Genomic DNA, 25637 nt, shown 5'->3' with positions numbered 1-25637 from the left:
GACACCCGCCGGAGCGCCGACGAAACGGCGCCGTTCGCGCCCAGCTCGCAGGATTGGCCCACTCGTTGCATCGGAGCTGCGGACCGGACCCGCCGCCACGGCATCGACCAACTGTAGAATCCGGCCGGAGGAAGCTTATGACGCTCGCTTATATTGTGCGCTGCAACTTCAGCCGCGAGGATCTCGAGCAGGGCTGGAACGACTGGTATGGCGGCCCCAAGCTCAAGCAGATGCTGGACAAGCCGCATTTCCTGTCGGTGCAGCGTTTCCTGCGCAGCGCGGGCGCGGGGCGCAATTATGTGGCGTTCTGGATCCTCGACTCCGACCAGGCGTTCGAAACCCCCGAATACAAGAATGACTGGGGCTTCTTCGAATGGAAGCCCTATATCATCGACTGGAGCCGCGATCTGTTCGCCCCGCAGTCGGGCGACGTGCACTCGCCGGTGGTCGGTCCGGACCAGGCGCTGCGGATCGTGTCCTTCGAGGGCCTGAGCGCGCCCGAGGCGGCCGCCGCCAAGGCGCAGGTGGAGGCGCTGCGCCCCGGCGTGCGCTGGATGGACTCGGTCGGGCTCGACCGCCACACCGCCCTGATCGGCTATGAAGTGGTCGCGGCCGACGCGCCGGAACGCCCGCTCGATATTGCCGGGGTGGTGGAAGGCCTCTACCGGCCGATCTCCGATCTGGTCCACGCAGATGCCGCCGGCGGCGACGGACGGGGCTGATGGACGCGAACCTCTTTACCGGCATCCTCAACGCGCTGTCGTTCGTCAATCTCGGCTTCGCGTTGATCGGCTGCCTGCTCGGCACGCTGGTCGGGGTTCTGCCGGGGCTCGGCCCGGCCTCGGCCATGGCGATCCTGCTGCCGATCGCGGTCTATCTGCCGCCGGACGGCGCCATCATCATCATGGCCGGCATCTATTACGGCGCGATGTATGGCGGCTCGACCACCGCCATCCTGATGAACATTCCCGGCGAAGTGTCCTCGATCGTCACCGCCCAGGACGGCTTCCCGATGACCAAGCAGGGGCGCGCCGGACAGGCGCTCGCCATCGCGGCCATCGGCTCGTTCGCCGCCGGCATCCTCGGCACGCTCGCCATTTCGCTGATCGGTCCCGCGATCGCCGATCTCGCGCTGCGGTTCGGGCCGCCGGAATATTTCGGCCTCGTCCTGTTCTCGATGACGGCCCTGATCTCCTTCGCCGGCAATTCGCTCGTCCTCGGCCTCGGCATCGCCGCCTTGGGCATGGCGCTCGCCTCGGTCGGCGCCGACCCGCTCACGGGGGCGCAGCGCCTCACCTTCGGCTCGATCGAATTTACCAAGGGGCTCGACATCGTCCCGGTCCTGGTCGGCGTGTTCGGGATCGGCGAGGTGCTTTATTCCGCGTCGATGGACACCCAGAAGGTCTTCTCCGGCAAGCTCGGCTCCTGGTGGTCGATGATTCCGCGCGGGCGGGAACTGTCGGCCGGCCTGAAGGCGGCGATGCGGGGCACCGGGATCGGCTTCGTCATGGGGCTGCTGCCGGGCATGCTGCCGGCGCTCACCGCCTATCTCGCTTATGACGTGGAGAAGCGCGTCTCGCGCACCCCCGAACGGTTCGGCAATGGCGCGATCGAAGGCGTCGCCTCGCCGGAGGCGGCCAACAATGCGACCGCCATGGCGGGCTTCATCCCGCTGCTCGCGCTCGGCATCCCGACCAGCCCGGCGCTCGCCATCATGCTCGGCACGCTGATGATCAACGGCCTCACCCCCGGCCCCATGCTGTTCGAGCAGCAGGGCCTTCTGGTGTGGACCGTGATCGGCTCGATGCTGCTCGCCAACATGATGCTGCTGGTGCTGAACCTGCCTTTGGTCGGCGTCTGGGCCAAGATCAGCCAGATCCCCTATTCGGTGCTCGGGCCGATCGTGCTCGGCGTGTGCGTGATCGGCGCCTATGCCCCGCGCAACACGCTGTTCGACGTCTGGGTGGCGATCGGGTTCGGGATCGTCGGCTATGTGATGCGGCGCTATCACATGCCGGTCGCGCCGCTGGTGCTCGGCTTCCTGCTCGGCCCGATGTTCGAACAGTCGCTGCGCCAGTCGCTCGCTCTGACCGGCGGCAATCCGCTGTTCATGATCGACCGGCCGATCGCCTTCGGCCTGTGCCTCGCCGCAATCCTGGTCGTCGCGGCGACCGCCTATTTCAAGACCAAGTCGAAGGTCGTCCAGGGCCTGGTCGAGGACAGCACCAACGAGGCCTGAGCCCGCCGGGCGCGGCCGCGAGAGCGTCCCGTTCAGACGGCATCGCCGCCTGAACGGTCCGGCGCCCTCTACCAATCAGGCGGAGATTGATCTACCGATCGGGCTCCCGCGGGACGAGGTGGTGCCATGAAGCTGTACGGTTCGCTGACTTCACCCTTCGTGCGCAAGGTGCGCGCGGTCGCGATCGCGCGGGCGGTTCCGGTGGACTTCGTGGTCGAGGATCCGTGGCAGATGTCGCCCCGGCTGATCGCCATGAACCCCGCCGGCAAGGTGCCCGTTCTGGAATTGGATGACGGCACGAGCCTCGTCGAATCGCTGCTGATCGCGGAATATCTCGACAGCCTGGGCGCCCCCGAGGGCGCGCTGATCCCCGCCGCCGGCCCGGCGCGGTGGGAGGCGCTCCGCGCCCATGCGCGGGCGCATGCGCTGATCGAGGCGGTGGTCGCGCGGCTGCTCGAATTGCGGCGGCCCGACGCGTTCCAGATGCCGGACCGCGTCGCCCGCGAGGAGGCGCGCGTCGCCGCGCTGCTCGACGCCATGGAGCAGACGGTGCCCGACGCCCCGCTCGCGCCCGACGCTCCGGTCGGGTTCGGCGATCTGATGCTGGCGGTGGCGCTGCGCTACACCGCCTTCCGCTATCCCCATGATTGGGCGCCGGCGCATCCCCGGCTCGCCGCGCGGCTCGCTGCGCTCGCCGAACGGCCGGCCATCCGGGAAACCGAGCCGCCGGGCGCCCCGTGAGCGCGACGGCCGCGGACGCGTCTCCCCCCGAGGCACCGGTCGGGCTGACCGGGCTTCTGGCAGAAACTCTGGCGGTGCAGTGCCTCGGCACCACCGCCATTCTCATCGTGCCGGCGCTGGCCCCGCTGATCGCGCCGGATCTCGGCGTGCCGACCAGCATGGTCGGCTATCAGATCTCGCTGCTCTATGTCGCCGGCATGTTCGCCTCGGTGATCGCCGGGGCGCTGGTGACGCGCTTCGGCCCGTGCCGGATCAGCCAGACGGCGATGGGGCTGCACGCGACCTCCTGCGCGCTCGCCAGCATTCCGAGCCTCTGGTCCATGCTCGCCGCCACTTTGGTCGGCGGCTTCGCCTACGGGCTCATCAATCCGTCGGCGTCCGACCTGCTGATGCGCCACTCCCCGCCCGCCCGGCGCAATCTGATCTTCTCGTTCAAGCAGACCGGCGTGCCGCTCGGTGGGGTGGTGGCGGGGCTGGCCGGGCCGCAGATCGCGCTGCCGTTCGGCTGGCCGGCGGCGCTGCTGGCGGTGGCCGGCGGCTGTCTGGTGGTCGCCGCTTTGTCGCAGATCGGCCGGGCGCGACTCGATTCGCACCGGCTGCGCGGCCAGATGCGGCTGTTCTCGCTGGGCGCCCTGCGGCTGGTGGTTGCCACCCCGGCGCTGCGCTGGATCGCCGCCTCCTCCTTCTTCTTCTCGTCGATGCAATTGTGCGCCATCACCTTCCTGGTCGTGCTGCTGGTCGAGGATCTCGGCTTCTCGCTGGTCGAAGCGGGGGCGCTGCTCGCCGCGGTCCAGGTGGGCGGGGCGGTCGGCCGGGTGCTCTGGGGGCAGGTGGCGGACATGGTGGGGGACGGCCTGGCGGTGCTGTTCGGCATCGCCCTCGTCATGGCGGCGGCCTCCGCAACGATCATGTTCGCGACGCCGGCCTGGCCGCCCGAGATCACGGCGAGCCTGTTCATCGTCCTCGGCCTGTCGGCGGTCGGCTGGAACGGCGTCTACCTCTCCGAGGTGGCGCGTCAGGCACCGGCGGGCCTGGTGAGCGCGGTGACCGGCGCCTCGATGTTCTTCACCTTTACCGGGGTGGTGTTCGGCCCGGTGATCTTTTCGGAGATGCACAACGCGACCGGCACCTATGTCGGCAGCTACGGCTTTCTCACCGCCCTCGCCCTCGCCGGGGCGCTGATGGTGGCGATCAACCGCTGGACGCGGGGCGCGTAGCCGCCGGCGGCCGCCCGGCCGCTACCGCTCGCGGCTCATATTGGCCAGCCAGGCGAGAAGCGGATTGCTCTGGCTCGGCGTCACCCCGGCGTCCTCGACCACGACCAGCCGGGTGACCTCGCCGCGCTTATAGGCCTCCAGGAACTTGTCGTAATCCTTGAAGGAGACGCAGCCGTTGGAATCGCCGCGCGGACCCATCAGATAGGAATGGGTCAGGAAGCCGTCGCGCCCGTGCATCTTGCCCTCGCCGACGGGCGTCATGCGCAGCGCCTCGACGCCATGGAACAGACGCTCGCGCATCTTCAGCGTGTAGACGTTGGGCGGGGTCGGCCCGCGCATGCGCACCGAGACATAGGCGAGATTGTCGAAGCCCTCGCCATAGCCGGAATGGGCTTCGAGCTTCTCGCCCGATGGCATGTAGACCAGGCTGTTCTTGATGTCATAGACCGCGAACCGGTCGCCGGGACCGGGCAGGATCGACTTGCGCTCGGGCACCGGCTCGGCGGGGGCGGTCGGCACGTGCATTTCCGCCGGCGGCGGAAGCGAGGCGAGGCGCGGCTCACCGTCCAATCGCGGCTCGCCGCCGAGGAGCGGGTTGCGCGGCGGCAGCGGCACCGCCGCGAGCTGATCGCGCTGGAGCGCCAGGGGAACGTCGCCCTCCAGCGCCTGGAGGCGGGCGGCGCCGAGCGGATTGGCCATCGGCAGCGGTACGCTGCGCACGATCTCCACCCGCTGCTCGGGCTCCGGCACGGCGGCGACCGGGCCCGACGGCGCCGGCGCGACGGCCCGCGGACGGGTCGGCCCGGCGAGGGGCGTCGGATCGAACAGCCAGCTCGGCAGGGCCGCAAAAGTCGCGGACGCGACCGGGTCGGCGGCGGATTCGGCCTCGCTCGCCGCATCGGCCGCGAGCTGCGCGGCGCGGCGCGCCATCGCCTCCTCGTCGAACGCGGCCGGAGAGGACGGACCGGCGGAAGTCGAAAGCGCCGCGACGGCGACGGGGGCATGGCCGATGCCGGCGAAAGCCCAGCTCGCGACCATCGCGGCGGCGATCAGGCCGGCAAGGCCCACCAGGCCGGCGCCGGCCAAGCGCAGGCGCGCCCGGTCGAATCGACGGGTCCGGCTGTCCTCGGGTTCGTCGTCGATCCAGCCCGTATAAGTCATGATCCTCACAGATCCAGGCGTCGGACAGGCGGCACGGACGGCGTCGGACGGCGCTCGATCCCGACAGCGCGCGCCCGGACGGCGCGCGATCTGCCAGGCCCGGGGGAGACAAAGACCAGTATCCCCAGCCGCTTGGCCGGTGCGCCGCAGCTGCGCCGCACGCGCCTATGTAACCCGGGCGGGCGGGTGCGGGCAAGCGCGGGCGGTACGGCCGGCGCGCATCGGCCGAAATCCGCCCGGAGCGGGCCGCCGTCCCGCCGGGAAAACGCGACGCTGCCGCCCGACCGCATCGACTTCACTCCGATCGAGACGCCTTCGCCAAGCTCGAGGCCCTGCGGCGCAGGGGCGCCGGGCGAGCCGTCGATGCCTTCTGGTCCGCCATCGGCCGCATCGTCGATTACTTCCCGCCCCGGCGAATGCCAAAACCCCTTCAGCGCAGCAGAATACGGTGCAAACCGATCGGAAAACGCTCCAATCCCGTGAGTGAGACGGTTTGCCGATCGACTTGCGCGGTCCGATTCGGACCGTGCTCTACGCGCCCCCGCGTGCCGGCCGCACCCCGCCATAGGTGCCGAGATGCGCGCCGATCAGCCAGCCGCAATCGACCGGCAGGTTGATTCCGGTGATCGCCGACGCCTCGTCCGACAGCAGGAAGGCCGCCGCCCGGCCGACATCCTCGACCGCGACGAACCGCCCCAGGGCGGCGCTTTCGGTGAGCAGCCGCGGATCGCGCTGGCCGCGCGCGATCGCCGCCTGGAGCGGCGGGGTCGCGACGAAGCCGGGCGAGATGCAATTGACCCGGACTCCCGAGCGCGCATAGTCCGCCGCCAGGCACTGGGTGATGCTCACCACCGCCGCCTTGGTCGGGCCGTAGGCGTGCAGGGGCACGGCGCGGACCGCCGTGATCGAACCGATCGTGACGATGGCGCCGCGTCCGCGCCGCGCCATCCGGGTGCCGAAGGCGACCGCGGTGACATAGGTGCCGCGCAGATTGACCGACACCACCGCGTCGAAATCGGCGAGCGCGAAATCTTCCGGCGGGGTCGGGGGCTGGAGCACGCCGGCACTCGTCACCAGCGCGTCGACCGGGCCGAAGCGCGCCTCGGCCTCCTGCGCCACGGCCTCGACCGCGGCCGCGTCGGTGACGTCGAGCGTCAGCGCCGCTGCGCCGATCCGGTCCGCCGTCGCCTGCGCCGCCTCGGCGCGAATGTCGGCGACGACGACGCGCCAGCCCTTCTCCAACAGGATGCGGGCGCATCCCTCGCCGATCCCGGACGCCCCCCCGGTTACGAGGGCAAGGGGCTGTTCGGCACGTTCGGTCATGGCGTCCTCCCGGATGTTTCCCGAAGGGCTAATCGCCCGGCGCCGTCGCGTCCAGCGGCCCCGCATCGCGGCGCGCACCGGGCGGCGCAAAAAAATCGGGGACGGGGCAAGCGGGGACCCGCGGTTTGCGCGGGCGCAACTTGCCGGCACTTGGAATATGGTATGTCAGATCAAACCCTCCTCGAGAGAGGCCCAAACGCCAATGTCCACCCTGCTCATCACGCATCCGTCCGGCCTTCAGCATGTGACCCCGCCCGGTCATCCCGAACGGGTGGACCGCCTCCGCGCGCTGGACCGGATCTTCGAGCAGGAGAAGTTCGCGAGCCTGTTGCGCGAGAGCGCGCCACGCGGCGCGCGCGAGGACATCATCCGCGTCCATCCCGAGGATTTCCTCGACGCCATGGCCGCCGCCGCCCCGGCGGAAGGCCTCGTCCGGATCGATTCCGACACCGTGCTCTCGCCGGGAAGCTGGGAAGCCGTGCTGCGCGCGGTGGGCGGGGCCTGCTATGCCGTGGACGAGGTGGTCACGCGCAAGGCGGACAACGCCTTCGTCTGCATGCGCCCGCCCGGCCACCATTGCGAAACCCGCCGTCCCATGGGCTTCTGCCTGCTGAACCACGCCGCCATCGCGGCGCGCCATGCCCAGGCCGCGCATGGTCTCGACCGCGTCGCCATCGTCGATTTCGACGTGCATCACGGCAACGGGACCCAGGAAATCTTCTGGGCCGACGAGAGCGTGATGTACGGCTCGACCCACCAGATGCCGCTTTATCCCGGCACCGGCGCGATCAGCGAGAACGGTGCCGTCAACACGATCGTCAATGCGCCGCTGCGCGCCGGCGACGGCGGGGAACGGTTCCAGGAAGCGATGGAAGCGCGCATCCTGCCGCGCCTCGAGGCCTTCGCCCCCGAATTGATCATCATTTCCGCCGGCTTCGACGCCCACCGCAACGATCCGCTCGGCTCGCTGCGGCTCGTCGACACCGATTTCGGCTGGATCACGCGGCGGCTGATGGAGATCGCCGACAAGACGGCGGGCGGGCGCGTCGTCTCGGTGCTGGAGGGCGGCTACGACCTCGAGGGCCTCGCCACCTCCGCCGCCGCCCATGTCACGGCCCTGATGCGCGGCTGACGCCGGCGGCCTATCGGTGCTCGCCGCTCGGCAGATAGGGCCGCAGCGCGTGGGCGAGCTTCGCCGGGGTGAGCGATTGCAGCCAGATCTTGCCCGGCCCGGTGAGCTGGGCGAGGAACAGGCCGTCGCCGCCGAACAGGACGTTCTTCACGCCGCGCATCATGGTGATCTCGAACCCGACGCTGTCCTCGAACATGCCGACATGGCCGGGATGGACGAGCAGGCTCTGGCCCGGATCGAGCGCATAGGAGATGATCTCGCCGCCGAGTTCCACGAAGGCCTTGCCCTGGCCGGTCAGATGCTGGAGCACGAAGCCCTCGCCGCCGAACACCCCCGCCCCCAGCGTCTGCTGGAAGCCGATCGCGAGTTCGACGCCGTGCGCACCGGCCAGAAAGCCGTGGCGGTGGATCATGAAGCCGCGTCCCGGCGCCACCTGGACCTCGGAGATGTTGCCCGGCACGGTGGCGGCGAAGCTGACCAGGCCCTCCCCGCCCTCGGCGGTGAATTCCGTCATGAACAGACCGCCGCCGGAAATCGCCCGGCCGATCGCCCCGAAGAAGCCGGAGGCCCCGGCGGTCGCCGTCGTCGTGCGCAGCGCGATATTGGGGGTCATCCACGACAACCGGTCCGGCTCGGCGACCAGGGTCTCCCCCGGCGCGAGGGTCACCTGAAGGACGGGAAGGGTGGTGCCGGTGATTTCGGTGCGCATGATTGCCATGATGTTGGGGCAGTGGACCGGAAGCTTGATGCCACGAGCCGGCCGGGGCAACCCCTCGGCCATGTTGCAGCGCAACCGGATCGGCCCCCGTCCGATCCGGCGCAGGGGCGGAGATCGATGAGGAAGAGACTTTGCGGCACGGCCGCGCTGCTCGCGCTGCTGGCCGGCCCCGCCGCCGCCGATCCCGCGCCGGATCTGTCCGGCGCCACCAAGAGCGTCTTCCTGCCCTATCTCAACGCGCCCTTGTCCGGCGAGCCGATCACGCGGCCACCGGCGCTGAGCGTGTCGTTCGGCGGCCGCGTGGCGCGCGCGGTCATGGATACCGGCTCGACCGGGATCGTGGTGTCGGCGAAGCTGATCCCGAACCTCGCCGGCCTGCCCAAACTCGGGCCGGGCAGCCTGACCTATACGAGTTCCGGCCGCATCATGCAGGGCGACTGGGTGGTGACGCCGGTGACCATCGCCGGCACGAACGGCGCATCGGTGACGACGCGCCCCCTTCCGGTGCTCGCCGTCCGCCAGGTCGCCTGCCTGAAGACCGCCCGCAATTGCCGGCCGCGGACCGATCCGACGGGCATCGCCATGCTCGGGATCGGCTTTGCCCGCCAGGGCGACCGCCAGGCCCAGAGCACGCCGGATCGCAATCCCTTCCTGAACCTGCCGGACATGGGAACGGCGGAGGCGCCGGGAGCGATGCGGCGCGGCTATGTCGTGAGCAAAAGTGGCGTCGCCATCGGCCTCTCGGCGGCCGCGGCAAAGAATTTCGCCTTTCTCAAGCTGGCGCGCAGCACGGAATTTCCCGACTGGGCGGCGCTCCCCGCCTGCCTGTCGCTGGGCGCGCGAACCCCGCCGGCCTGCGGAACGGCTTTGGTCGATACCGGCGTCACGGTGATGTATCTCACGCTGCCGGACGCGCAGCTTCAGGGCCAGAGCGCGCCCGGCCCGGACGGCAAGCCGACGCTCGCCGCCGGCAAACGGCTCGATATCGCCTTCGGTGCGGCGGCGGCCTACGGGTTCGCCCTCGGCGACGGCACGGACCCGGTCGCCCCCGAGCGGGTGATCCTGGTGCCGCGGCCGGACCGGACCTTCGTCAATACCGGCGTCCGCCTGCTCAACCGCTTCGACTATCTGTTCGACGCGGACGGCGGCTATGTGGGATTCCGCCCCCGGACCTGAGCCGGCTTTCCTGGATCCGATCCCGAAGTGGAATTGCATACAATCTGGGCGATCGGGAATAAAATGTGGGCAAATCGCCACTGAGACCGGGGCGCGCAGGCCGAGCCTCCGCCGTGCAACGCCGCAGCGCCGTCCGCGGCGGAAGCGCCGGCGCATGGCACATGGATTGCTTGAAGGGGGCATCCTCCACCGGAGACCATCCCCCATGCGCCGCCGCGACTTTGCCAAGCTGGCCCTTACCGCTGCCGCCGGAACCGTTGCCGCGCCCGCGGTGGTCCGTGCGCAGACGACCTTTTCCTGGAAGATGACCAGCGCCTATGGTCCGAAGGCGGCGTTCTATTCGGTCGGCCCGGGCAGCGCCACGGACCTCTGCAAGCGCATCGAGGCGATGTCCGGCGGCCGGCTGAAGATCCAGTTCTTCGGCGCGGGCGAGCTGATCCCGGCGCTCGAAGGCTTCGACGCCTGCTCCTCCGGCACCGTCGAGATGAATTACGGCAACGCTTATTTCTGGACCGGCAAGAGCTTCGCCGCCCAATTCTTCACGGCGGTCCCGTTCGGCCTCGACTTCCAGGGCGTGAATGGCTGGCTCTATGAAGGCGGCGGCATGGATCTCTACCGGGAGCTCTATGATCGTTTCAATCTGGTCCCGCTGGTCGCCGGCAATACCGGCGTGCAGATGACCGGCTGGTTCCGCAAGCCGATCGAGAAGATCGGCGACTTCAACGGCCTGAAGATGCGCATTCCGGGCCTTGCCGGCCGGGTCTACCAGCGATTCGGCGTCGATGTCCGGCTTCTCCCCGGCGGGGAAATCTTCCCGGCGCTCGAACGCGGCGTGATCGACGCGGCCGAATTCGTCGGACCCTATCTCGACCGTCAGCTCGGCCTGCAGAAGGTGGCGAAATATTATTATACGACCGGCTGGCACGAGCCGGCGACGGTGTCGGAAGTCATCGTCAACAAGGCCGCCTGGGCCAAGCTGCCCGACGATCTGAAAGCGGTCGTGGAAAACGCCTGCGCCGCCTGCAACGTGATCAGCGAGAGCTGGTGCCAAAAGGCCAATGCCGACGCGATGGAGGATCTGGTCAAGAATCAGGGCGTCATCGCCCAGCCGCTGCCGGACGCGATCGTCAACGATCTGCGCACCGCGACCAAGAAGGTGGTGGACGAGGCGATCGCCAAGGATCCCGCCTCCAAGAAGGTGGCCGACAGCTATTACGCCTTCCTGGACAAGTACAAGAGCTGGGCCAATCTGTCGGAGAAGGTGTATTACGACGAGATCCTGAAATGATCGGAGACGCCACCGGCGCGCCCCCCTCCGGGGTGCAACGGGTCTCCGCGATCCTCGATGCGATCGTCGACCGCATCGGCGCCCTCTCGGCCTGGACCTGCCTCGCGCTGGTCCTGGTCATGGCGACCAATGTGCTGCTGCGCTACGGATTTTCCCTCGGCTCGGTCTGGGCGCAGGAGCTGGAATGGCACCTTCTGGTGCCGATCTGCCTGCTCGGCGCGGCCTATGCCCTGCGGCACGGCGAGCATGTCCGAGTGGACGTGCTCTATTCCCGCTATTCGCCGCGCGGCAAGGCGCTCACCGAACTGCTCTCCGCTTTGGTCGCGGCGGCGGTGTGCGTGATCATCATCAAACTGTCCGTGCCCTATGTGCTCCAGTCCTACGGGATGGGCGAGGGCTCGGCCAATCCCGGCGGCATCGATGCCCGCTATGTCCTGAAAGCCTTCATTCCCCTCGGCTTCGCTTTGGTCCTGCTCCAGTCCGTCTCGGACGCGCTGAAGGCCGGCGGCCGCCTGTTCTCCCGGTGACATCATGAGCGTGAATGAATGGCTGGCCATCGCCATGCTGGTCAGCTTCTTCGGCCTGCTCATGGCGGGCCTGCCGGTGGCGCTGACGCTCGCCGTGTCCGGCTTCGTGTTCGGCTATCTCGGCTTCGGCCCACTTCTGTTCAATCTGGTGCCGGCGCGCATTTTCGGCGTGGTGACGAATTACACCCTGCTCGCCATCCCGCTGTTCGTCTTCATGGGAGTGATGCTGGAGAAGTCCCGGCTCGCCGAGGATTTGATGGAGGTGGTCGCGCATCTCGCGGGCGGGCTGCGCGGCGGGATCGGCGTCGGCATCATCCTGGTCGGCGTGGTGATGGGCGCGACCACCGGGATCGTCGGCGCGACGGTCGTGACGCTCGGCCTTCTCACGCTGCCCGGCTTGCTGCGGCGGGGCTATGACAAAGGGCTCGCCTGCGGCGCGATCTGCGCCTCCGGCACGCTCGGCCAGATCATCCCGCCAAGTCTCGTCCTCATCCTGCTCGCCGACATCATGAACGAATCGGTCGGCACCCTGTTCGCCGCCGCCGTCCTTCCCGGCCTGATGCTGTCGGCGCTGTTCTGCCTCTATATCCTCGCCATCGGCATTTTCCGGCCGGACATGGTGCCGCCCGTCTCGGCCGCGGAGCGCGCCGCCTTGAGCTGGGGCCAGCTCTGGATCAAGCTCCTCAAGGTGGCGCTGCCGCCCTTCGGCCTGGTCCTGGCCGTGCTCGGTTCGATCATCGCCGGCATCGCCGCACCGACCGAAGCCGCCTCGATGGGCGCCCTCGGGGCCATTGTGGTGACGATCGTCGGCGGGCGCTTCTCCTGGTCGGTGCTCTGGGCGACCATGGCCGACACCGCCAAGATCACCGGCCAGATGATGTTCATCCTGATCTGCGCCCAGGTGTTCGCCATCGCCTTCCGCGGCCTCGGCGGCGAGCGTCTGGTGGAGGACATGTTCGCGCTGCTGCCGGGCGGGGTCGCGGCCGAGATCTGGTTCATGCTGCTGATCGTGTTCCTGCTCGGCTTCTTCATCGAGTGGATCGAGATCTGCTACATCGCCGTGCCGCTTTTCCTGCCGATCTTCCAGGCACAGAGCGTCGACCTCGTCTGGGTCGGCATGCTGGTGTGCGTGATGCTGCAGACCAGCTTCCTCACCCCGCCCTTCGGCTGGGCGCTGTTCTTCCTGCGCGGCGTCGCGCCGGCCGAGGTGAAGACCGGCGACATCTATCGCGGGGTCATCCCTTTCATCGGCCTGCAGGTGGCGGCGACGGTGGTCGTCTTCCTGTTCCCGGCACTCGCCCTCTGGCTGCCGAGCGCGATCGGCTGGTAGGCGGCCCTATGGGCCGCGTGCGTCGTACAGGGCCTGCGCTTCGGCAATGGCGTCGATGTTCTCGCGCGACCACTGGGCCAGCGGCGCGAGGGTGCGCTCCAGCGACGCGCCCAGCGGGGTGAGGGCATATTCCACCGTCACCGGGACGGTCGGAAACACGCTGCGCGTGACGAGCCCGTCGCGCTCCAGGCTTTTCAGCGTTTGCGACAGCACCTTCTGCGACACGCCCTCGACCCGCCGCCGCAGCGCGTTGAACCGCATCGGGCGCTCGGCGACGGCGGTCAGCAGCAGGACGGTCCATTTGTCGGCGATGCGGTCGAGCACCACGCGGGTCGGACACAGGGCTAAATACGGGTCGGGCGCGTGCATGGCGGGCCGGGCGGTTTCCGATGCGTGACCAGATGAGCTAAAAGTGCCTTCTTACATGTAGCTTTCATTTAGTCCATCTGGTTTCCATTCGATACCAGATGGAGCAAGAGACATGAAAATCGCATTGGTCGGCGCTTCGGGTGCGGCGGGATCGCGAATTCTCACCGAACTGTCCGCCCGCGGCCATAGCGTGACCGCCATCGCCCGCGATGCCTCCCGCATCGCCGCGGCGCCCGGCTCAACCGCCGTCTCGGGCGACGCCGATCAGGCAGAGGCGTTCGTCGGGATCCTGGCCGGGCACGATGCGGTGGTGACCGCGCTGCGCTTTGCCGACACTGATGCGCCGAAGCTGATCGCGTCCGTCAAGGCGTCCGGCGTCCCCCGCTATCTTGTGGTCGGCGGGGCGGGTACCCTCGAGGTCGCCCCCGGCCTCGCCCTGATCGATGCTCCGGGCTTTCCGGCCGCCTACCTTGCGGAGGCGAAGGCGGGCGGGGCGTTTCTGGAGCTGCTGCGGGCGGACTCCGCGCTGGACTGGACCTTCCTCTCGCCGTCGGCCGAATTCGGGCCGGGCGCGCGCACCGGCACGTTCCGCCTCGGCACCGACCAGCTTCTCGTGGCGGACACCGGCCGCAGTTTCATCAGCTACGAAGACTTCGCCGTGGCGCTGGCCGACGAGATCGAAAAGCCGCGCCATTCGCGCGCCCGCTTCACGGTCGGATATTGAGCCAGAGCCACTGCGGGCGGACGGCCAAAGGAGGCCAGAATAGAAAAAGGCGCGCCGGGTGGCGCGCCTTTTCCAGAAACCGAGACCTGAAGGGGTCTCAGAAGTCCATGCCGCCCATGCCGCCGCCCGGCATCTGGGGCATGCCGGCTTCCTTCTTGGGCAGGTCGGCGACGAGCGCCTCGGTGGTCACGAGGAGGCCGGCCACGGAGGCGGCATCCTGGAGCGCCGTGCGCACGACCTTCGCCGGATCGACGATGCCGGCGGCAATCATGTCGACATATTCTTCGGTCTGCGCATTGAAGCCGAAGTTCGGATCGGTGGATTCCTGCACCTTGCCGACCACGATGGAGCCCTCGACGCCCGAATTTTCGGCGATCTGCCGGATCGGGGCTTCGAGCGCGCGCAGCACGATCTTGATGCCGGCGGTGATGTCGGGATTGTCCGAGGTCACCTTGGCCGCGGCGACCTTGGCGCGCAGGAGCGCGATGCCGCCGCCGGGAACGATGCCTTCCTCGACCGCCGCGCGGGTGGCGTTGAGGGCGTCGTCGACGCGGTCCTTCTTCTCCTTGACTTCGACTTCCGTCGAGCCGCCGACGCGGATCACCGCGACGCCGCCCGCGAGCTTGGCCAGGCGCTCCTGGAGCTTCTCGCGGTCATAGTCCGAGGTGGTCTCTTCGATCTGCGCCTTGATCTGGGCGACGCGGGCGTCGATCTCGGACTTCTCGCCGGTGCCGTCGACGATGGTGGTCTTCTCCTTCTCGAGAATCACCTTCTTGGCGCGGCCGAGCATGTCGAGGGTGACGTTCTCGAGCTTGATGCCGAGATCCTCGGAGATGACCTGACCGTTGGTGAGGATCGCGATGTCCTCGAGCATCGCCTTGCGGCGATCGCCGAAGCCGGGGGCCTTCACCGCCGCGACCTTCAGGCCGCCGCGCAGACGGTTCACGACCAAGGTCGCGAGCGCTTCGCCCTCGACGTCCTCGGCGACGATCACGAGCGGCTTGCCGGACTGCACCACGGCCTCGAGGACCGGCAGGATCGGCTGAAGGCCGGACAGCTTCTTCTCGAAGATCAGAATGTAGGGATCTTCGAGCTCGGCGACCATCTTCTCCGCATTCGTGATGAAATAGGGAGAGAGGTAGCCGCGGTCGAACTGCATGCCTTCCACGACATCGAGCTCGGTCTCGGCGGTCTTGGCTTCCTCGACGGTGATGACACCCTCGTTGCCGACCCGCTGCATCGCGCCCGCGATCATTTCGCCGATCGAGGCGTCGCCGTTCGCGGAAATGGTGCCGACCTGCGCCACTTCGGCGGAGGAGGAGACCTTCTTGGCACGGGCCTTGATGTCCTGGATCGCCGCGGCGACCGCGAGGTCGATGCCGCGCTTCAGGTCCATCGGGTTCATGCCGGCGGCCACCGCCTTGGCGCCTTCCTTGACGATCGCCTGGGCGAGCACGGTCGCCGTGGTCGTGCCGTCACCGGCCTTGTCGTTGGTCTTGGACGCGACTTCGCGCACCAGCTGGGCGCCGAGATTCTCGAACTTGTCCTCGAGCTCGATCTCTTTCGCGACCGTCACGCCGTCCTTGGTGATGCGCGGCGCGCCGAACGACTTCTCGATCACGACGTTCCGGCCCTTGGGGCCGAGCGTGACCTTGACCGCGTTGGCGAGGATGTCGACGCCGCGCAGCAGCTTCTCGCGGGCATCGCCCGCAAATTTTACGTCCTTGGCAGCCATGTGCCGTCTCCTGGAATGTGGGTTGCGCCAAGCCTGGTTCCGACGGACCGCAGTTCGTCCGGAAACGGGCTCTCACTTGAATGGGGGTCGGCGGACCGCCGATCGGGCCGATGGGCCCGGACCGGATCCGCCGGTCGGGCGGCAGCTCAGGCGATGACGCCGAGAATGTCGCTTTCCTTCATGATCAGCAGGTCTTCGCCCGCGATCTTGACTTCGGTGCCGGACCACTTGCCGAACAGGATGCGGTCGCCGGCCTTCACGTCGAGCGGGACAACCTTGCCGCTCTCGTCGCGGGCGCCGGGGCCGACGGACACGACCTCGCCCTCCTGGGGCTTTTCCTTGGCGGTGTCGGGGATGATGATTCCGCCGGCAGTCTTCTGCTCGGCTTCGATACGCTTCACGACGACGCGGTCGTGCAGGGGGCGGAAGGACATGGGCCTGATCCTCTCGATGTGGGCGGGCCGTCGCCCGCGGCCTTTGGCACTCGGCAATGACGAGTGCCAAGCTGCAACCGGGAGATAAGGAAGGCGCCCTCCGACGTCAAGGCGCGCAGCGCATTAAACCGGGCGCCCGAGCGCCGGGGCTTCGGCCTTCACCGCGGCGCCGTCCGGCCGGCGCCTGGATCGGCCAGCGTCACCAGATAGCTTCGGATCGGCTCCGCCGCACCCGGCCCCGCGCCGTCTTCCGCGCGGCATTCCAGCAGCTTGCGCACGGTCGCCCCGAACGGCGGCTGGTCGAGATAGACCCCGGAGCCGAACACGACCCGGGTGTCGCCGCCATGCACCTTGTCCCTGTTGAAGCCGGTGAAATTTGCGTCGCTCGGATGGTGCTCGGTGACGATCAGATAGCGAAAATCCCGCAGTTTGCCCAGGGCGCGGAGGATCTGATCGTTCGAGAGGTGCTGAAAGACCTGCCGGACGAGGCAGAGATCGCCGGGCGGAACGCCGCCCTCGCCCGCCACGTCGCACTGGACGAAACGCCGCCCCGCCCCCCCGAACGCCGCCTGATTGCGCGCCACCACCGCCGGCACGACATCGACCCCGGTATAATCCGGGCAGCGGATCAGGCGACCGATGTGAAAATCTCCGCAGCCGATATCGACGACCGAGCGCACCCCCGCCTGCGTGATGAAAGCGTTCACCATCTCGACATATTGCAGCGCCGCCCCGCTATGGGTGCCGGAGCCGGAATAAAGATCGCCCTTCGCCCCGCCCCATTGGTTGGTGGCGTAGATTTCGGAGAACACCTCTTCGGCGGACCGCTCCCGGTTCCGCGCCGCGATGCGTCGCGCCGCCCGCCGGGCCCTGAGCGCCGCGAGACGGGAAACCAAGGACGCGGGAAGGATCTGCTTGGCGAAGGCGGTCAGCGGCCCGGGCATGGCGCCCCATCTCGATCGACGGAGAATTTCGGAACTCAGGATGCGGGCGCCGGTTGAGCGTGGCAAGGTGGCGGGGACGGTGCCGGGCCTGCGAACCTCGGCCGTGCCATCTCAGCGGCGAGACCGCAGCGTCCGCATGCGCTTCCATCTGCGCCGTTGCCGCTCTAAGGTCGCTTCGCGGCCTTGTGCAGCATCGAGTTTCTGCGACTGGCTTCGGCTTCGGAGTGTGTGAATGTCTCTATCCCCCCTCCCGCTCGGCGGTGCCGCTCCTTCCGCGACGCGGACCCCGTCCCGTTCGGCCGCCCTCGCTCTGGTCTTCGGCGCCTTCGTGCTCGCCGGGTGCGCGACCGAGCCGCCACCGCCCCCGGCGCCGGCCATCCCGCAATATACCAGCCCGATCCCGGCCTCCGCTCTGGTCGGGCGCTATGGGCTCGCCGCCTATCACCGGCCGCAGGACGCGACCCGGACCGAGACGCAGGCCCGCGCCCAGTGCAGCAATCCCTATGTCATCACCGACGGACCGAATGGCGGCGTGATGATGTATCTCGCCGACGACACCAAGCTGACCGAGGTGATCTCCAAGCAGGTGCCGGGCCAGCCCACTTATATCGGACCGGCGGAAGACCCGGCCGGCGGCGAGCGCGACCGCCAGGTGATCAGCTTCAACGGCACCGTGCTGCAGTTGAAATGGGTCGACCCCGAGATCGCCAAGCGCTACGGCATCATGGTCTATGTGCGCTGCCCCTGAGGCAGCGCGGACCGAAGCGGGGCCGGGACACGGCGGCGCCGGGGGCGCCGTGCGCGCGCCGGCTCAATCGTCCATCTTCAGCGCGGCGATGAAGGCCTCCTGCGGGATCTCCACCTTGCCGAACTGACGCATCTTCTTCTTGCCCTCTTTCTGCTTGTCGAGGAGCTTGCGCTTTCTCGACACGTCGCCGCCATAGCATTTGGCGGTCACGTCCTTGCGCAGGGCCTTGATGGTCTCGCGGGCGATGATCTTGGCGCCGATCGCCGCCTGAATCGGAATGTTGAACAGATGCTGCGGGATCAGGTCCTTCAGCTTCTCGCACATGGCTCGGCCGCGATGCTCGGCGCGTGAGCGGTGCACCAGCATCGACAGCGCGTCGACCGGTTCGGCATTGACCAGGAGCGACATCTTCACGAGGTCGCCCTCGCGATAATCGGTGATGGCGTAATCGAACGAGGCATAGCCCTTCGAGATCGATTTCAGCCGGTCGTAGAAATCGAACACCACCTCGTTCAGCGGCAGATCGTAGGTGACCATGGCGCGGGCGCCGACATAGGTCAGTTCGATCTGGTTGCCGCGCCGGTCCTGGCAGAGCTTCAGCACGCTGCCGAGATAATCGTCCGGGGTGAGGATGGTGGCGCGGATCCAGGGCTCGCGGATCTCCTTGATCTTGACCACGTCCGGCATGTCGGCCGGATTGTGCATCTCGATCACCGAGCCGTCGTTCATCTCGATCTCGTAGATCACCGACGGAGCGGTGGCGATCAAATCGAGGTTGAACTCGCGTTCCAGGCGCTCCTGAATGATTTCGAGATGCAGCAGGCCGAGAAAGCCGCAGCGGAAGCCGAAGCCGAGCGCGGCCGAAGTCTCCATCTCGTAGGAGAAGCTGGCATCGTTGAGGCGCAGCTTGCCCATCGCGGCGCGCAGATCCTCGAAATCGGCGGCATCCACCGGGAACAGGCCGCAGAACACCACAGGCTGGGCCGGCTTGAAGCCCGGCAGGGCCTCCGCGCAGGGCTTCTTCTCGTCGGTGATGGTGTCGCCGACGCGGGTTTCCGCCACTTCCTTGATGGAGCCCGTGAGGAAGCCGATCTCGCCGGGGCCGAGGCTCTCCATCGCCACCATTTTCGGGGTGAACACACCGACGCGGTCGATGTCGTAGGCGGCGCCCGTGCGCATCATCTTGATGCGCTGGCCCTTCTTGACCACGCCGTCGACCACGCGCACCAGAACCACGACGCCGAGATAGGTGTCGTACCAGGAATCCACCAGCAGCGCCTTCAGCGGCGCCTCCCGGTCGCCCATGGGCGGCGGCAGGCGGGTGACGATCGCTTCCAGCACCAGGTCGATATTGAGCCCGGTCTTGGCGGAAATGCCGATCGCGTCGGAGGCGTCGAGGCCGATCACGTCCTCGATCTGCGCCTTGACCTTTTCCGGCTCGGCGGCCGGCAGGTCGATCTTGTTGAGGACCGGCACGATCTCGTGATTGTTGTCGATCGCCTGATAGACGTTCGCGAGCGTCTGGGCTTCGACGCCCTGGGACGCATCGACCACGAGGAGCGAGCCCTCGACGGCGGCGAGCGAGCGGTTCACCTCATAGGCGAAGTCGACATGGCCCGGCGTGTCGATGAGGTTCAGCGTGTAGATCTCGCCGTCCTTGGCCTTGTAGGACAGGCGCACGGTCTGCGCCTTGATGGTGATGCCGCGCTCGCGCTCGATGTCCATATTGTCGAGCACCTGCTCGGTCATCTCGCGTTCCGTCAGCCCGCCCGTGCTCTGGATCAAGCGGTCGGCGAGCGTGGACTTCCCGTGATCGATATGGGCCACGATGGAAAAGTTGCGGATGTTCTTCTGGGCGCTGGCGGTCATGGGGGCCGGATTAGCAATAATGCCGCGGCGCGCCAAGCTGCATCGCGCATGCGCCGCACGCATCGGGCCGTTCGGCGCGGGTCAGGGCCAGAGGGCGGCGATGCGCGCAGCGGCCCGTTCCTCCGTCTCGGCACGCAAAAATACCGTCATGTCGGCCGCCGACATGGGATATCCGTAATAATAGCCCTGGGCGTATTCACAGCCGCGTTCGCGCAGAAACCGCGCCTGACACACGGTTTCCACGCCCTCGGCAATCACGCGCAACCCGAGATTCTTGCCGAGTTCGATCACCGCGCAGACGATCGCGGCATCGAACGGGTCGCTGTCGATGTGCGCGACGAAGCTGCGGTCGATCTTCACCGCGTCGATCGGCAATTGCTTGAGATGGCTCAGCGCCGCATAGCCGGTGCCGAAATCGTCGAGGGCGATGCGCATGCCGGCCGCGTAAAGCTCGTCCAGAATCGGCGCGACGAACTCGGAATCCCGGCCGAGGAACACCGTTTCCGTCACTTCGACGTCGAAATGACGCGGCTCGATTTCCTCGTCCCAGATCAGGCCGAGCAGATGCGACGCGAGCTTGGGATGGGTGAACTGCGCCGGCGCCAGATTGAATGCGATCCGGCCGAACGCCTCGCCCTGGGTCAGCCACTTCCTTGCATCCCGCGCCACCTGGCGCAGCATGGTCTCGCCCATCTGCATGGCGAGATCGGGATCCTCGAAGGCCGACATGAACTTGTCGGGCGGCACGATGAGCCCGCCGCTCTGATGCCAGCGCATCAGAGCCTCGAGGCCGACCACCCGTCCCGTGACCAAAGACAGTTTGGGCTGGTAGAAGGGCAGGATGGCATCGCGGCTGAGCGCGCTGGCGAGTTCCCGGTTCAGGACGACGCGGTCGATCATCGACCGGCGCATCGCGGGGGCGTAGAGCACCGCCCGGTTCCGCCCCTGCTTTTTCGCGGTATAGAGCGCGAGATCGGCATCCTTCATCAGCTCGCCCGGGGCATAATCCGGCGAGGGGCACACCGCGATGCCGATGCTGGCGCGGCTGGTCAGATTGCGCTCGCCGTAGGATAGCGGCTGGCGGAAGTCGCGCAGAATGGCGTCGGCGAGGTCCATGGCGGCCTGAGACGACGGCTGGCCCTGCAACAGAATGACGAATTCGTCGCCGCCGAGCCGCGCCACCGCGCCGAGATCGCCGGCGAGATGCTCCAGGCGCCGGGCCGTCTCCATCAGCAGCGCATCGCCGGCATCGTGGCCGAGCGTGTCGTTCACGTCCTTCAGGCCGTCGAGATCGACCAGCAGGAGCACCACCGCGCCCCGAACGTCGCGCGCCTCGCGGATCACGGCGTCGAGCCTGGCCTGGAAGGCGGCGCGGTTGATCAGGCCGGTCAGCGCGTCGTGGGTCGCGGCGTACCGCAGCTTCTGCTCGGCGGCCAGGCGGTCGGTGATGTCGACCACCCCCGTCACCAGGCCAGGGCGTCCCTCGACCTCCGTAAAGGCGGCGGCGAGCAGCACGGTGCGGATCTCGCCATTGCCGAGCCGGATTTTGGTCTCGAAATCGGTGACCCGCCCGTCACGCGCCAGCAGATCGAGGAAGGCCCGGCGCGTATTGGCGTCCTCATAGATGTCGGCAACGGTGGCGATGCCGAATTCGTGCGGCTCGCCGCCGAAATAGCGCACCCCCGCCTCGTTGTAGCGGACGATCCGCCCGGTCTCGATCTCGGTGACCACCAGCGGGATGGGCACCGCCATGAAGGTGTGTTCGAGCAGATGCTGGCTCTGGGTGAGGACCTTGCGGGCAAGCCGCTCGGCCTGGATCGCCGCCCATTCCAGCCGACTCTGGCGGTTCGACTGGATCAAAGCGAGCACCAGCGCCGCATTGAGCGCGACCACCGCGAGGGTGAGGCCGACCGCAGGGTCCCAGCTCGAGGGAATGCCGAGATAGGCGACCAGCAGGAGCAGGCTGCATCCGGCCCCGCCCGTCACCGCCCAGGAGAACGAAACCGGAACGGCGAGATAATAGATCGACGGCACCAGCAGCACCGCGAACAGCGCGATCGAGCTGTGTGTGCTGACCAGAACCGCGACGGCGCCGGCCGTCGTCCATTGCCAGGCCACGAAGAGCCGTTCGAGCGCACCATAGGTGTGCATGCGGGGCAGAAGCAGAAAGCTCGCGGCGGCAATGGCGATCAGCGTGCCGCGGGCGGCCAAAGCGGAGACGAAATGCGGTCCGCCGGTAAAGCGCAGATCGGCGGCGACCAGGACGCAGTTCAGCACCGCTGCGAGGGCGAACAGGATCCGCGCATGGCGCCGAAGCTCGGGGACGCGCTGGTCGCGAAAGGTCTGCTCCTGGTCGCGGGCGACGAACTCGCCCGTCCACGGATTAAGACGCGTTCCTTCCATAGATCTACGGCCCCCCGCCATCGACCTAGATAGTCGGGAAAGCAGGCTTCGCACAATCCATGTGCTTGGATTCGCTCCCTTCAGAACAGCTTTTTAGTGCGCTCTTGCCGGATGCAATCTCGACACGTCGCACAGGTGCGCATCGTCGCGACGGGCGCCTTCGGCGCGCCGCGATGCGGTCTGTGCTCAGCGCGCCTCGGTCCTGTCCGCGGCGCCCGTCCGGCCCGCTTGGGGCAGGAAGGCGGTGACCGACCAGGCGTCCATCGGCCGCGCAATCAGGAATCCCTGAATCTGATCGCAGGCGAGCCGCTCCAGCAGCGCCGCCTGCGCCCGGGTCTCGACCCCCTCCGCGACCACCGAAAGGCCGAGCGCGTGGGCGAGCGAGATCACCGCCTCGACGATGGTCCGGCTGTCCTTCTGCTCCAGCATGGTCGCGATAAAGGAGCGGTCGATCTTCAGCATCGAAACCGGGAGCAGCGCCAGATAGGCCAGCGACGAATGGCCGGTGCCGAAATCGTCGATGGCGATGGCGACGCCATGGTCGCGCAGGGTCTTGAGCTGCGCCGAGGTGCGCGCGATGTCGGACATCGCGGTGCTCTCGGTGATCTCGATTTCCAGCCCGCACGCCGCCGCGCCCGGAGCCCCCTCGATCTGCGCGACCAAGTCGATGACCTCGTTGACGAAACCCGGCTCGCGCAGTTGCACCGGCGAGACGTTCACGGCGACCGGCAGCGGCAGGAAGCCGCGGCGGGCCCATTCCGCCTGATCTTCCAGTGCCTGCCGCAGGATCCAGCGCCCCACCTCGACGATCCGGCCGGTTTCCTCGAGGAACGGAATGAAGAGCGCCGGCGGGTCGACCGTGCCATCGGGATTGCGCCAGCGCACGAGCGCCTCGAGGCCGACCACGCGGCGGCTCTTCAGCTCGACGCGCGGCTGGTAATGGAGCTGGAACTCGGCTTCCTGAAGGGCGCGGGACACCCGATTCTCCTGCAGAACCCGGCGGGCGACCTCCTCGTGCATGCGCGGCTCGAAAAACGCGACCCGCGCACCGATGTCGCGGGCGCGGCGCAGCGCCGTCTCGGCATTGGCCAGCAGCGTCTCGGCATCCGTGCCGTCGTCCGGGAACACGGCGATGCCCGCGAAGGCATGGAGATTGACGTCCTGGCCGTCGACGACGATCGGGCGGGCGTGATCGAGCGTGAGGATCCGGTCGATCCGCATCGCCTCTGCGCCGGCATGGGCGCTTTCGGGGAAGAAGGTTGCGAACTCGTTGCCCGAAATGCGGGCGAGATGGTCGGGGAAGCGGGAATTGGCTTGCAGGCGGCGCGCCACTTCGCGCAGCACCTCGTCGCCCGCATGCCGGCCGAACGTGGTGTTGACGGAGCCGAAATTGCGGAGATTCCCCGCGGCGACGAAAACCCTGCGGCCTTCGGGGCCGGCGAGCGCCAATGCCTGCCGCAGCCGCGAATAGAACATCGTCCGATTGGGCAGGCCGGTGAGGGAATCGAAATAAGCGAGCCGCGCCAGCCGCATGCGGCTCGACAGCGCATCCATCGCGAACGAGACGTCGGCCGCCGTCTGCTTGACCAGGTCGATCTCGTCCGGCGTGAAGAAATCCGGGACCCCCGCCTCGAGGAGAAGCACGCCGCGCACGTCGGAGGCTTCCAGCAAGGGCAAAGCGGCACGGGCGCCGGCGCCCGGCTTGGCGGGATGCGCGGCATTGTCGATCGCCGGCTCGCTTGTGCGCAGCGCCTCGGCGAGCAAGGTCTGATCGCGGGCCCGCGGCGCGCCCGGCCGCGTGTCCGGCTCGTCCGCGTCCGACGCTCCGCAGACCGAAACCGAGCGAAGGCGCCCGTCCGGCTCGACCGCGAACGCCTCGGCGCGCACGAAGCGGCCTTCTTCGACCGCGACCTGGCAGGCGCCGTCGAACAGCGCGCGGGTGTCGGAGGCCCGCCCGATCAGGGCGTTGACGGCGCCGAGAACGGCCTGGATGCGGGCCAGGCGGACGATGCGCTGCTCCTGGTGGCGTCGCGCGATGAATTGGCCGATCTGACTGCCGAGCGCGTTGAAGAACGAAACCGCATCCGGCGTCAGGCCGCCGGCCGACGCGGCGAAAAAGGCCATCACACCGACCACGCGGCCGCCCCCCATGACCGGCAGCGCCACGGCCGACGTCACGCCCAATGCCTGCGCTTGGGCGCGGCGCAGGAAGACGGCCTCGGACGCGATGTTGGGCAGAAGCTGCGGCACTCCGCTCCTCCAAACCAGCGGCAGCAGGCCGGGATCGGAGCGGGACAAGGGCCCGCGAGCCATTTCGGCGAATTGCCGGGCGACGGCGTCGTCGGCATGCCAGGTCGCGATCTGGCAGAGACGCTCGCGCGGCCAATCCACCTCCCACAACTCGCCCATGACGAAGCCCCGGCCCTCGCACACCACCCGCAGGGCGCGCTGCGCCGCTTCGTCCAGGGTCGCGCTGCCGGCCAGGATATGGGCCACCGCATATTGGACTTCCAGCCGCTGCTGGCCTTCCGCGCGCTGGCGCACCTCGCGCTCCAGGTCCAGCGAGCGGGCGGACAATTCCTGGAACAGGCAGAAATTCTCGAACAGACGGCCGACATGCGCCGCGAAAATGGTGAGGAGGCGCTGGTCGTCCTCGCCGAACCCGACGCCGCCGATCTTGTTGGCGGCACACACCCATCCGAAGGTGCGGGCGGGGGTCTCGACGGGGAGAATCAGGGCGCTCGCGATCGCCGGCAGCGCCTCGGGCAGTCCCAGGCTCGCCGCCGAGACTGCCGGCCCCATCCGCCGCAAGGGCATTGCCGGCACCGGATCGGCGGAACCTCCCGCGCCGTCCGCTGCGCCGAACGACGCCGCGAGTTGCGCCTGCGCCACCGCGCTCTGGGGCGGCCCGCTGACCGCGACGAAAGGCGTGCGGCCGGTCTCGGCCAGCACCACCACCGCAAGCTCGGCGGCCACGAGGTCGCGGGTCCAGCGGCAGAAGGTGCTGGCGATCTGCGCCGGGTCCCGCTCCAAAGCGAGCTGTAGATTCATCTCGATCAGGGCGACCAGCCGGCTGGTGGTCCATTCCAGCGCCCCGGTCGTCTTCGCCAGCTTGTCCGTCACCAGCCGGAGGTGATCGCGCTCGATGCCGGTCGGAACCTGCGGCGCGTCCCCCGCCGGGACGCCGGCCCGGGCCAGGACCTCGTCCACCACCTGGAGCACCCGCTCCGGCTCGGCCGGCTTGGTCAGGACATGGGCGACGCCGCAGGCGTCGGCCAGGACGAGCGCCTCGCGCTCGTTGTAGTGCGCGGTATAAAAGATGATCGGAATATGGCTGAGGCGCGGATCCCCCCGAAGGCCCCGCGCCAGCTCGTAGCCGTCGCCGGACGGCATGACGACGTCGGAGATGACCAGATCCGGAACGAGCGCCCGGGCGGCATCGAGCGCCGAGCTCCCGTCGGCGGCCTCGAACAGACGGTGCCCGCGATGCTGCAGCAGCGCGATCAGAAACGCGCGGTTCACGGCATGGTCGTCGACGATCAGGATGGTCGCCATTTCG

General features: G+C 68.3%; 21 protein-coding genes. 11 read left to right on the top strand and 10 right to left on the bottom strand.

All coding sequences use genetic code 11. The features are described 5' to 3' along the window. Window positions 1–137: 137 nt before the first annotated feature. The 4 genes from EDC64_RS07920 to EDC64_RS07905 all read left to right on the top strand — a co-directional run bounded on the left by EDC64_RS07920 (window position 138) and on the right by EDC64_RS07905 (window position 4197). The gene (locus EDC64_RS07920) at window positions 138–722 is read left to right on the top strand and encodes a hypothetical protein (protein ID WP_132030723.1); all 585 of its coding nucleotides are present in this window, start codon (window positions 138–140) and stop codon (window positions 720–722) included. Next, window positions 722–2239 carry a tripartite tricarboxylate transporter permease gene (locus EDC64_RS07915; RefSeq protein WP_132030722.1) on the top strand — a complete coding sequence of 506 codons (1518 nt, stop codon included), beginning with the start codon at window positions 722–724 and terminating at the stop codon, window positions 2237–2239. The genes EDC64_RS07920 and EDC64_RS07915 overlap by 1 nt, the downstream gene beginning before the upstream one ends. 126 nt (window positions 2240–2365) lie before the next feature. Continuing rightward, window positions 2366–2980 (top strand): glutathione S-transferase family protein, encoded by a 615-nt coding sequence (locus EDC64_RS07910; protein ID WP_132030721.1) that lies wholly within the window; start codon window positions 2366–2368, stop codon window positions 2978–2980. Next, the gene (locus tag EDC64_RS07905) at window positions 2977–4197 is read left to right on the top strand and encodes an MFS transporter (RefSeq protein WP_165933684.1); all 1221 of its coding nucleotides are present in this window, start codon (window positions 2977–2979) and stop codon (window positions 4195–4197) included. Before EDC64_RS07910 ends, EDC64_RS07905 begins: the two co-directional genes overlap by 4 nt. Before the next feature lie 21 nt (window positions 4198–4218). Here the strand turns inward: EDC64_RS07905 and EDC64_RS07900 are convergent, their stop codons facing one another. Further along, complete coding sequence (locus EDC64_RS07900) at window positions 4219–5358, bottom strand: DUF2778 domain-containing protein (RefSeq protein ID WP_132030719.1); 1140 nt, start codon at window positions 5356–5358, stop codon at window positions 4219–4221. A gap of 531 nt (window positions 5359–5889) precedes the next feature. Beyond that, window positions 5890–6681 (bottom strand): SDR family NAD(P)-dependent oxidoreductase, encoded by a 792-nt coding sequence (locus tag EDC64_RS07895; protein ID WP_132030718.1) that lies wholly within the window; start codon window positions 6679–6681, stop codon window positions 5890–5892. Window positions 6682–6883: 202 nt separating this feature from the next. Here EDC64_RS07895 and EDC64_RS07890 point away from each other — a divergent pair, with 202 nt between their 5' ends. After that, complete coding sequence (locus tag EDC64_RS07890; RefSeq protein WP_132030717.1) at window positions 6884–7813, top strand: histone deacetylase family protein; 930 nt, start codon at window positions 6884–6886, stop codon at window positions 7811–7813. 10 nt (window positions 7814–7823) lie between these two features. Here EDC64_RS07890 and EDC64_RS07885 read toward each other — a convergent pair whose 3' ends face one another. Next, entirely contained in the window at window positions 7824–8594 is a 771-nt protein-coding gene (locus tag EDC64_RS07885; protein ID WP_245504584.1) for a TIGR00266 family protein, read from the bottom strand. 54 nt (window positions 8595–8648) lie between these two features. Between EDC64_RS07885 and EDC64_RS23685 the strand changes: the two genes are divergently transcribed. The 4 genes from EDC64_RS23685 (at window position 8649) to EDC64_RS07865 (ending at window position 12852) form a co-directional block, all read left to right on the top strand. Beyond that, window positions 8649–9707, top strand: coding sequence for a hypothetical protein (locus EDC64_RS23685; RefSeq protein WP_207915950.1), 1059 nt, complete (start codon window positions 8649–8651; stop codon window positions 9705–9707). A gap of 205 nt (window positions 9708–9912) precedes the next feature. Then, a complete protein-coding gene (locus EDC64_RS07875; protein WP_132030716.1) occupies window positions 9913–10995 on the top strand; it encodes a TRAP transporter substrate-binding protein in 1083 nt (360 codons plus the stop codon). Further along, entirely contained in the window at window positions 10992–11522 is a 531-nt protein-coding gene (locus EDC64_RS07870; protein ID WP_132030715.1) for a TRAP transporter small permease subunit, read from the top strand. The genes EDC64_RS07875 and EDC64_RS07870 overlap by 4 nt, the downstream gene beginning before the upstream one ends. Window positions 11523–11526: 4 nt before the next feature. Next, window positions 11527–12852: a TRAP transporter large permease gene (locus EDC64_RS07865; protein ID WP_132030714.1), complete on the top strand. Its 1326-nt coding sequence runs from the start codon at window positions 11527–11529 to the stop codon at window positions 12850–12852. 6 nt (window positions 12853–12858) lie between these two features. On the opposite strand, the gene EDC64_RS07860 is transcribed toward EDC64_RS07865, so the two are convergent. After that, the gene (locus EDC64_RS07860) at window positions 12859–13221 is read right to left on the bottom strand and encodes a winged helix-turn-helix transcriptional regulator (protein WP_132030713.1); all 363 of its coding nucleotides are present in this window, start codon (window positions 13219–13221) and stop codon (window positions 12859–12861) included. Window positions 13222–13333: 112 nt separating this feature from the next. On the opposite strand from EDC64_RS07860, the gene EDC64_RS07855 reads away from it, so the two are divergent. Beyond that, window positions 13334–13945: an NAD(P)-dependent oxidoreductase gene (locus tag EDC64_RS07855; RefSeq protein ID WP_132030712.1), complete on the top strand. Its 612-nt coding sequence runs from the start codon at window positions 13334–13336 to the stop codon at window positions 13943–13945. Window positions 13946–14042: 97 nt separating this feature from the next. Here the strand turns inward: EDC64_RS07855 and groL are convergent, their stop codons facing one another. The 3 genes from groL to EDC64_RS07840 form a co-directional block, all read right to left on the bottom strand. Continuing rightward, window positions 14043–15680, bottom strand: coding sequence for a chaperonin GroEL (groL, locus tag EDC64_RS07850; RefSeq protein WP_132030711.1), 1638 nt, complete (start codon window positions 15678–15680; stop codon window positions 14043–14045). A 146-nt stretch (window positions 15681–15826) separates the two neighbouring features. After that, window positions 15827–16114 (bottom strand): co-chaperone GroES, encoded by a 288-nt coding sequence (gene groES, locus EDC64_RS07845; protein WP_132030710.1) that lies wholly within the window; start codon window positions 16112–16114, stop codon window positions 15827–15829. A gap of 158 nt (window positions 16115–16272) precedes the next feature. Then, window positions 16273–17058 carry a class I SAM-dependent methyltransferase gene (locus EDC64_RS07840; RefSeq protein WP_132030709.1) on the bottom strand — a complete coding sequence of 262 codons (786 nt, stop codon included), beginning with the start codon at window positions 17056–17058 and terminating at the stop codon, window positions 16273–16275. A gap of 232 nt (window positions 17059–17290) precedes the next feature. On the opposite strand from EDC64_RS07840, the gene EDC64_RS07835 reads away from it, so the two are divergent. After that, window positions 17291–17806 carry a hypothetical protein gene (locus EDC64_RS07835; RefSeq protein WP_132030708.1) on the top strand — a complete coding sequence of 172 codons (516 nt, stop codon included), beginning with the start codon at window positions 17291–17293 and terminating at the stop codon, window positions 17804–17806. A gap of 63 nt (window positions 17807–17869) precedes the next feature. On the opposite strand, the gene lepA is transcribed toward EDC64_RS07835, so the two are convergent. The 3 genes from lepA to EDC64_RS07820 form a co-directional block, all read right to left on the bottom strand. Beyond that, a complete protein-coding gene (gene lepA, locus EDC64_RS07830; RefSeq protein ID WP_132030707.1) occupies window positions 17870–19675 on the bottom strand; it encodes a translation elongation factor 4 in 1806 nt (601 codons plus the stop codon). Window positions 19676–19756: 81 nt separating this feature from the next. Continuing rightward, complete coding sequence (locus EDC64_RS07825) at window positions 19757–22078, bottom strand: putative bifunctional diguanylate cyclase/phosphodiesterase (RefSeq protein WP_165933683.1); 2322 nt, start codon at window positions 22076–22078, stop codon at window positions 19757–19759. 186 nt (window positions 22079–22264) lie between these two features. Further along, the gene (locus tag EDC64_RS07820) at window positions 22265–25633 is read right to left on the bottom strand and encodes an EAL domain-containing protein (RefSeq protein ID WP_132030705.1); all 3369 of its coding nucleotides are present in this window, start codon (window positions 25631–25633) and stop codon (window positions 22265–22267) included. Window positions 25634–25637 lie beyond the last annotated feature (4 nt).

This window comes from Aquabacter spiritensis (assembly GCF_004346185.1).
Taxonomy (GTDB): domain Bacteria; phylum Pseudomonadota; class Alphaproteobacteria; order Rhizobiales; family Xanthobacteraceae; genus Aquabacter; species Aquabacter spiritensis.
This window is presented reverse-complemented; position numbering and strand designations above follow the sequence as displayed.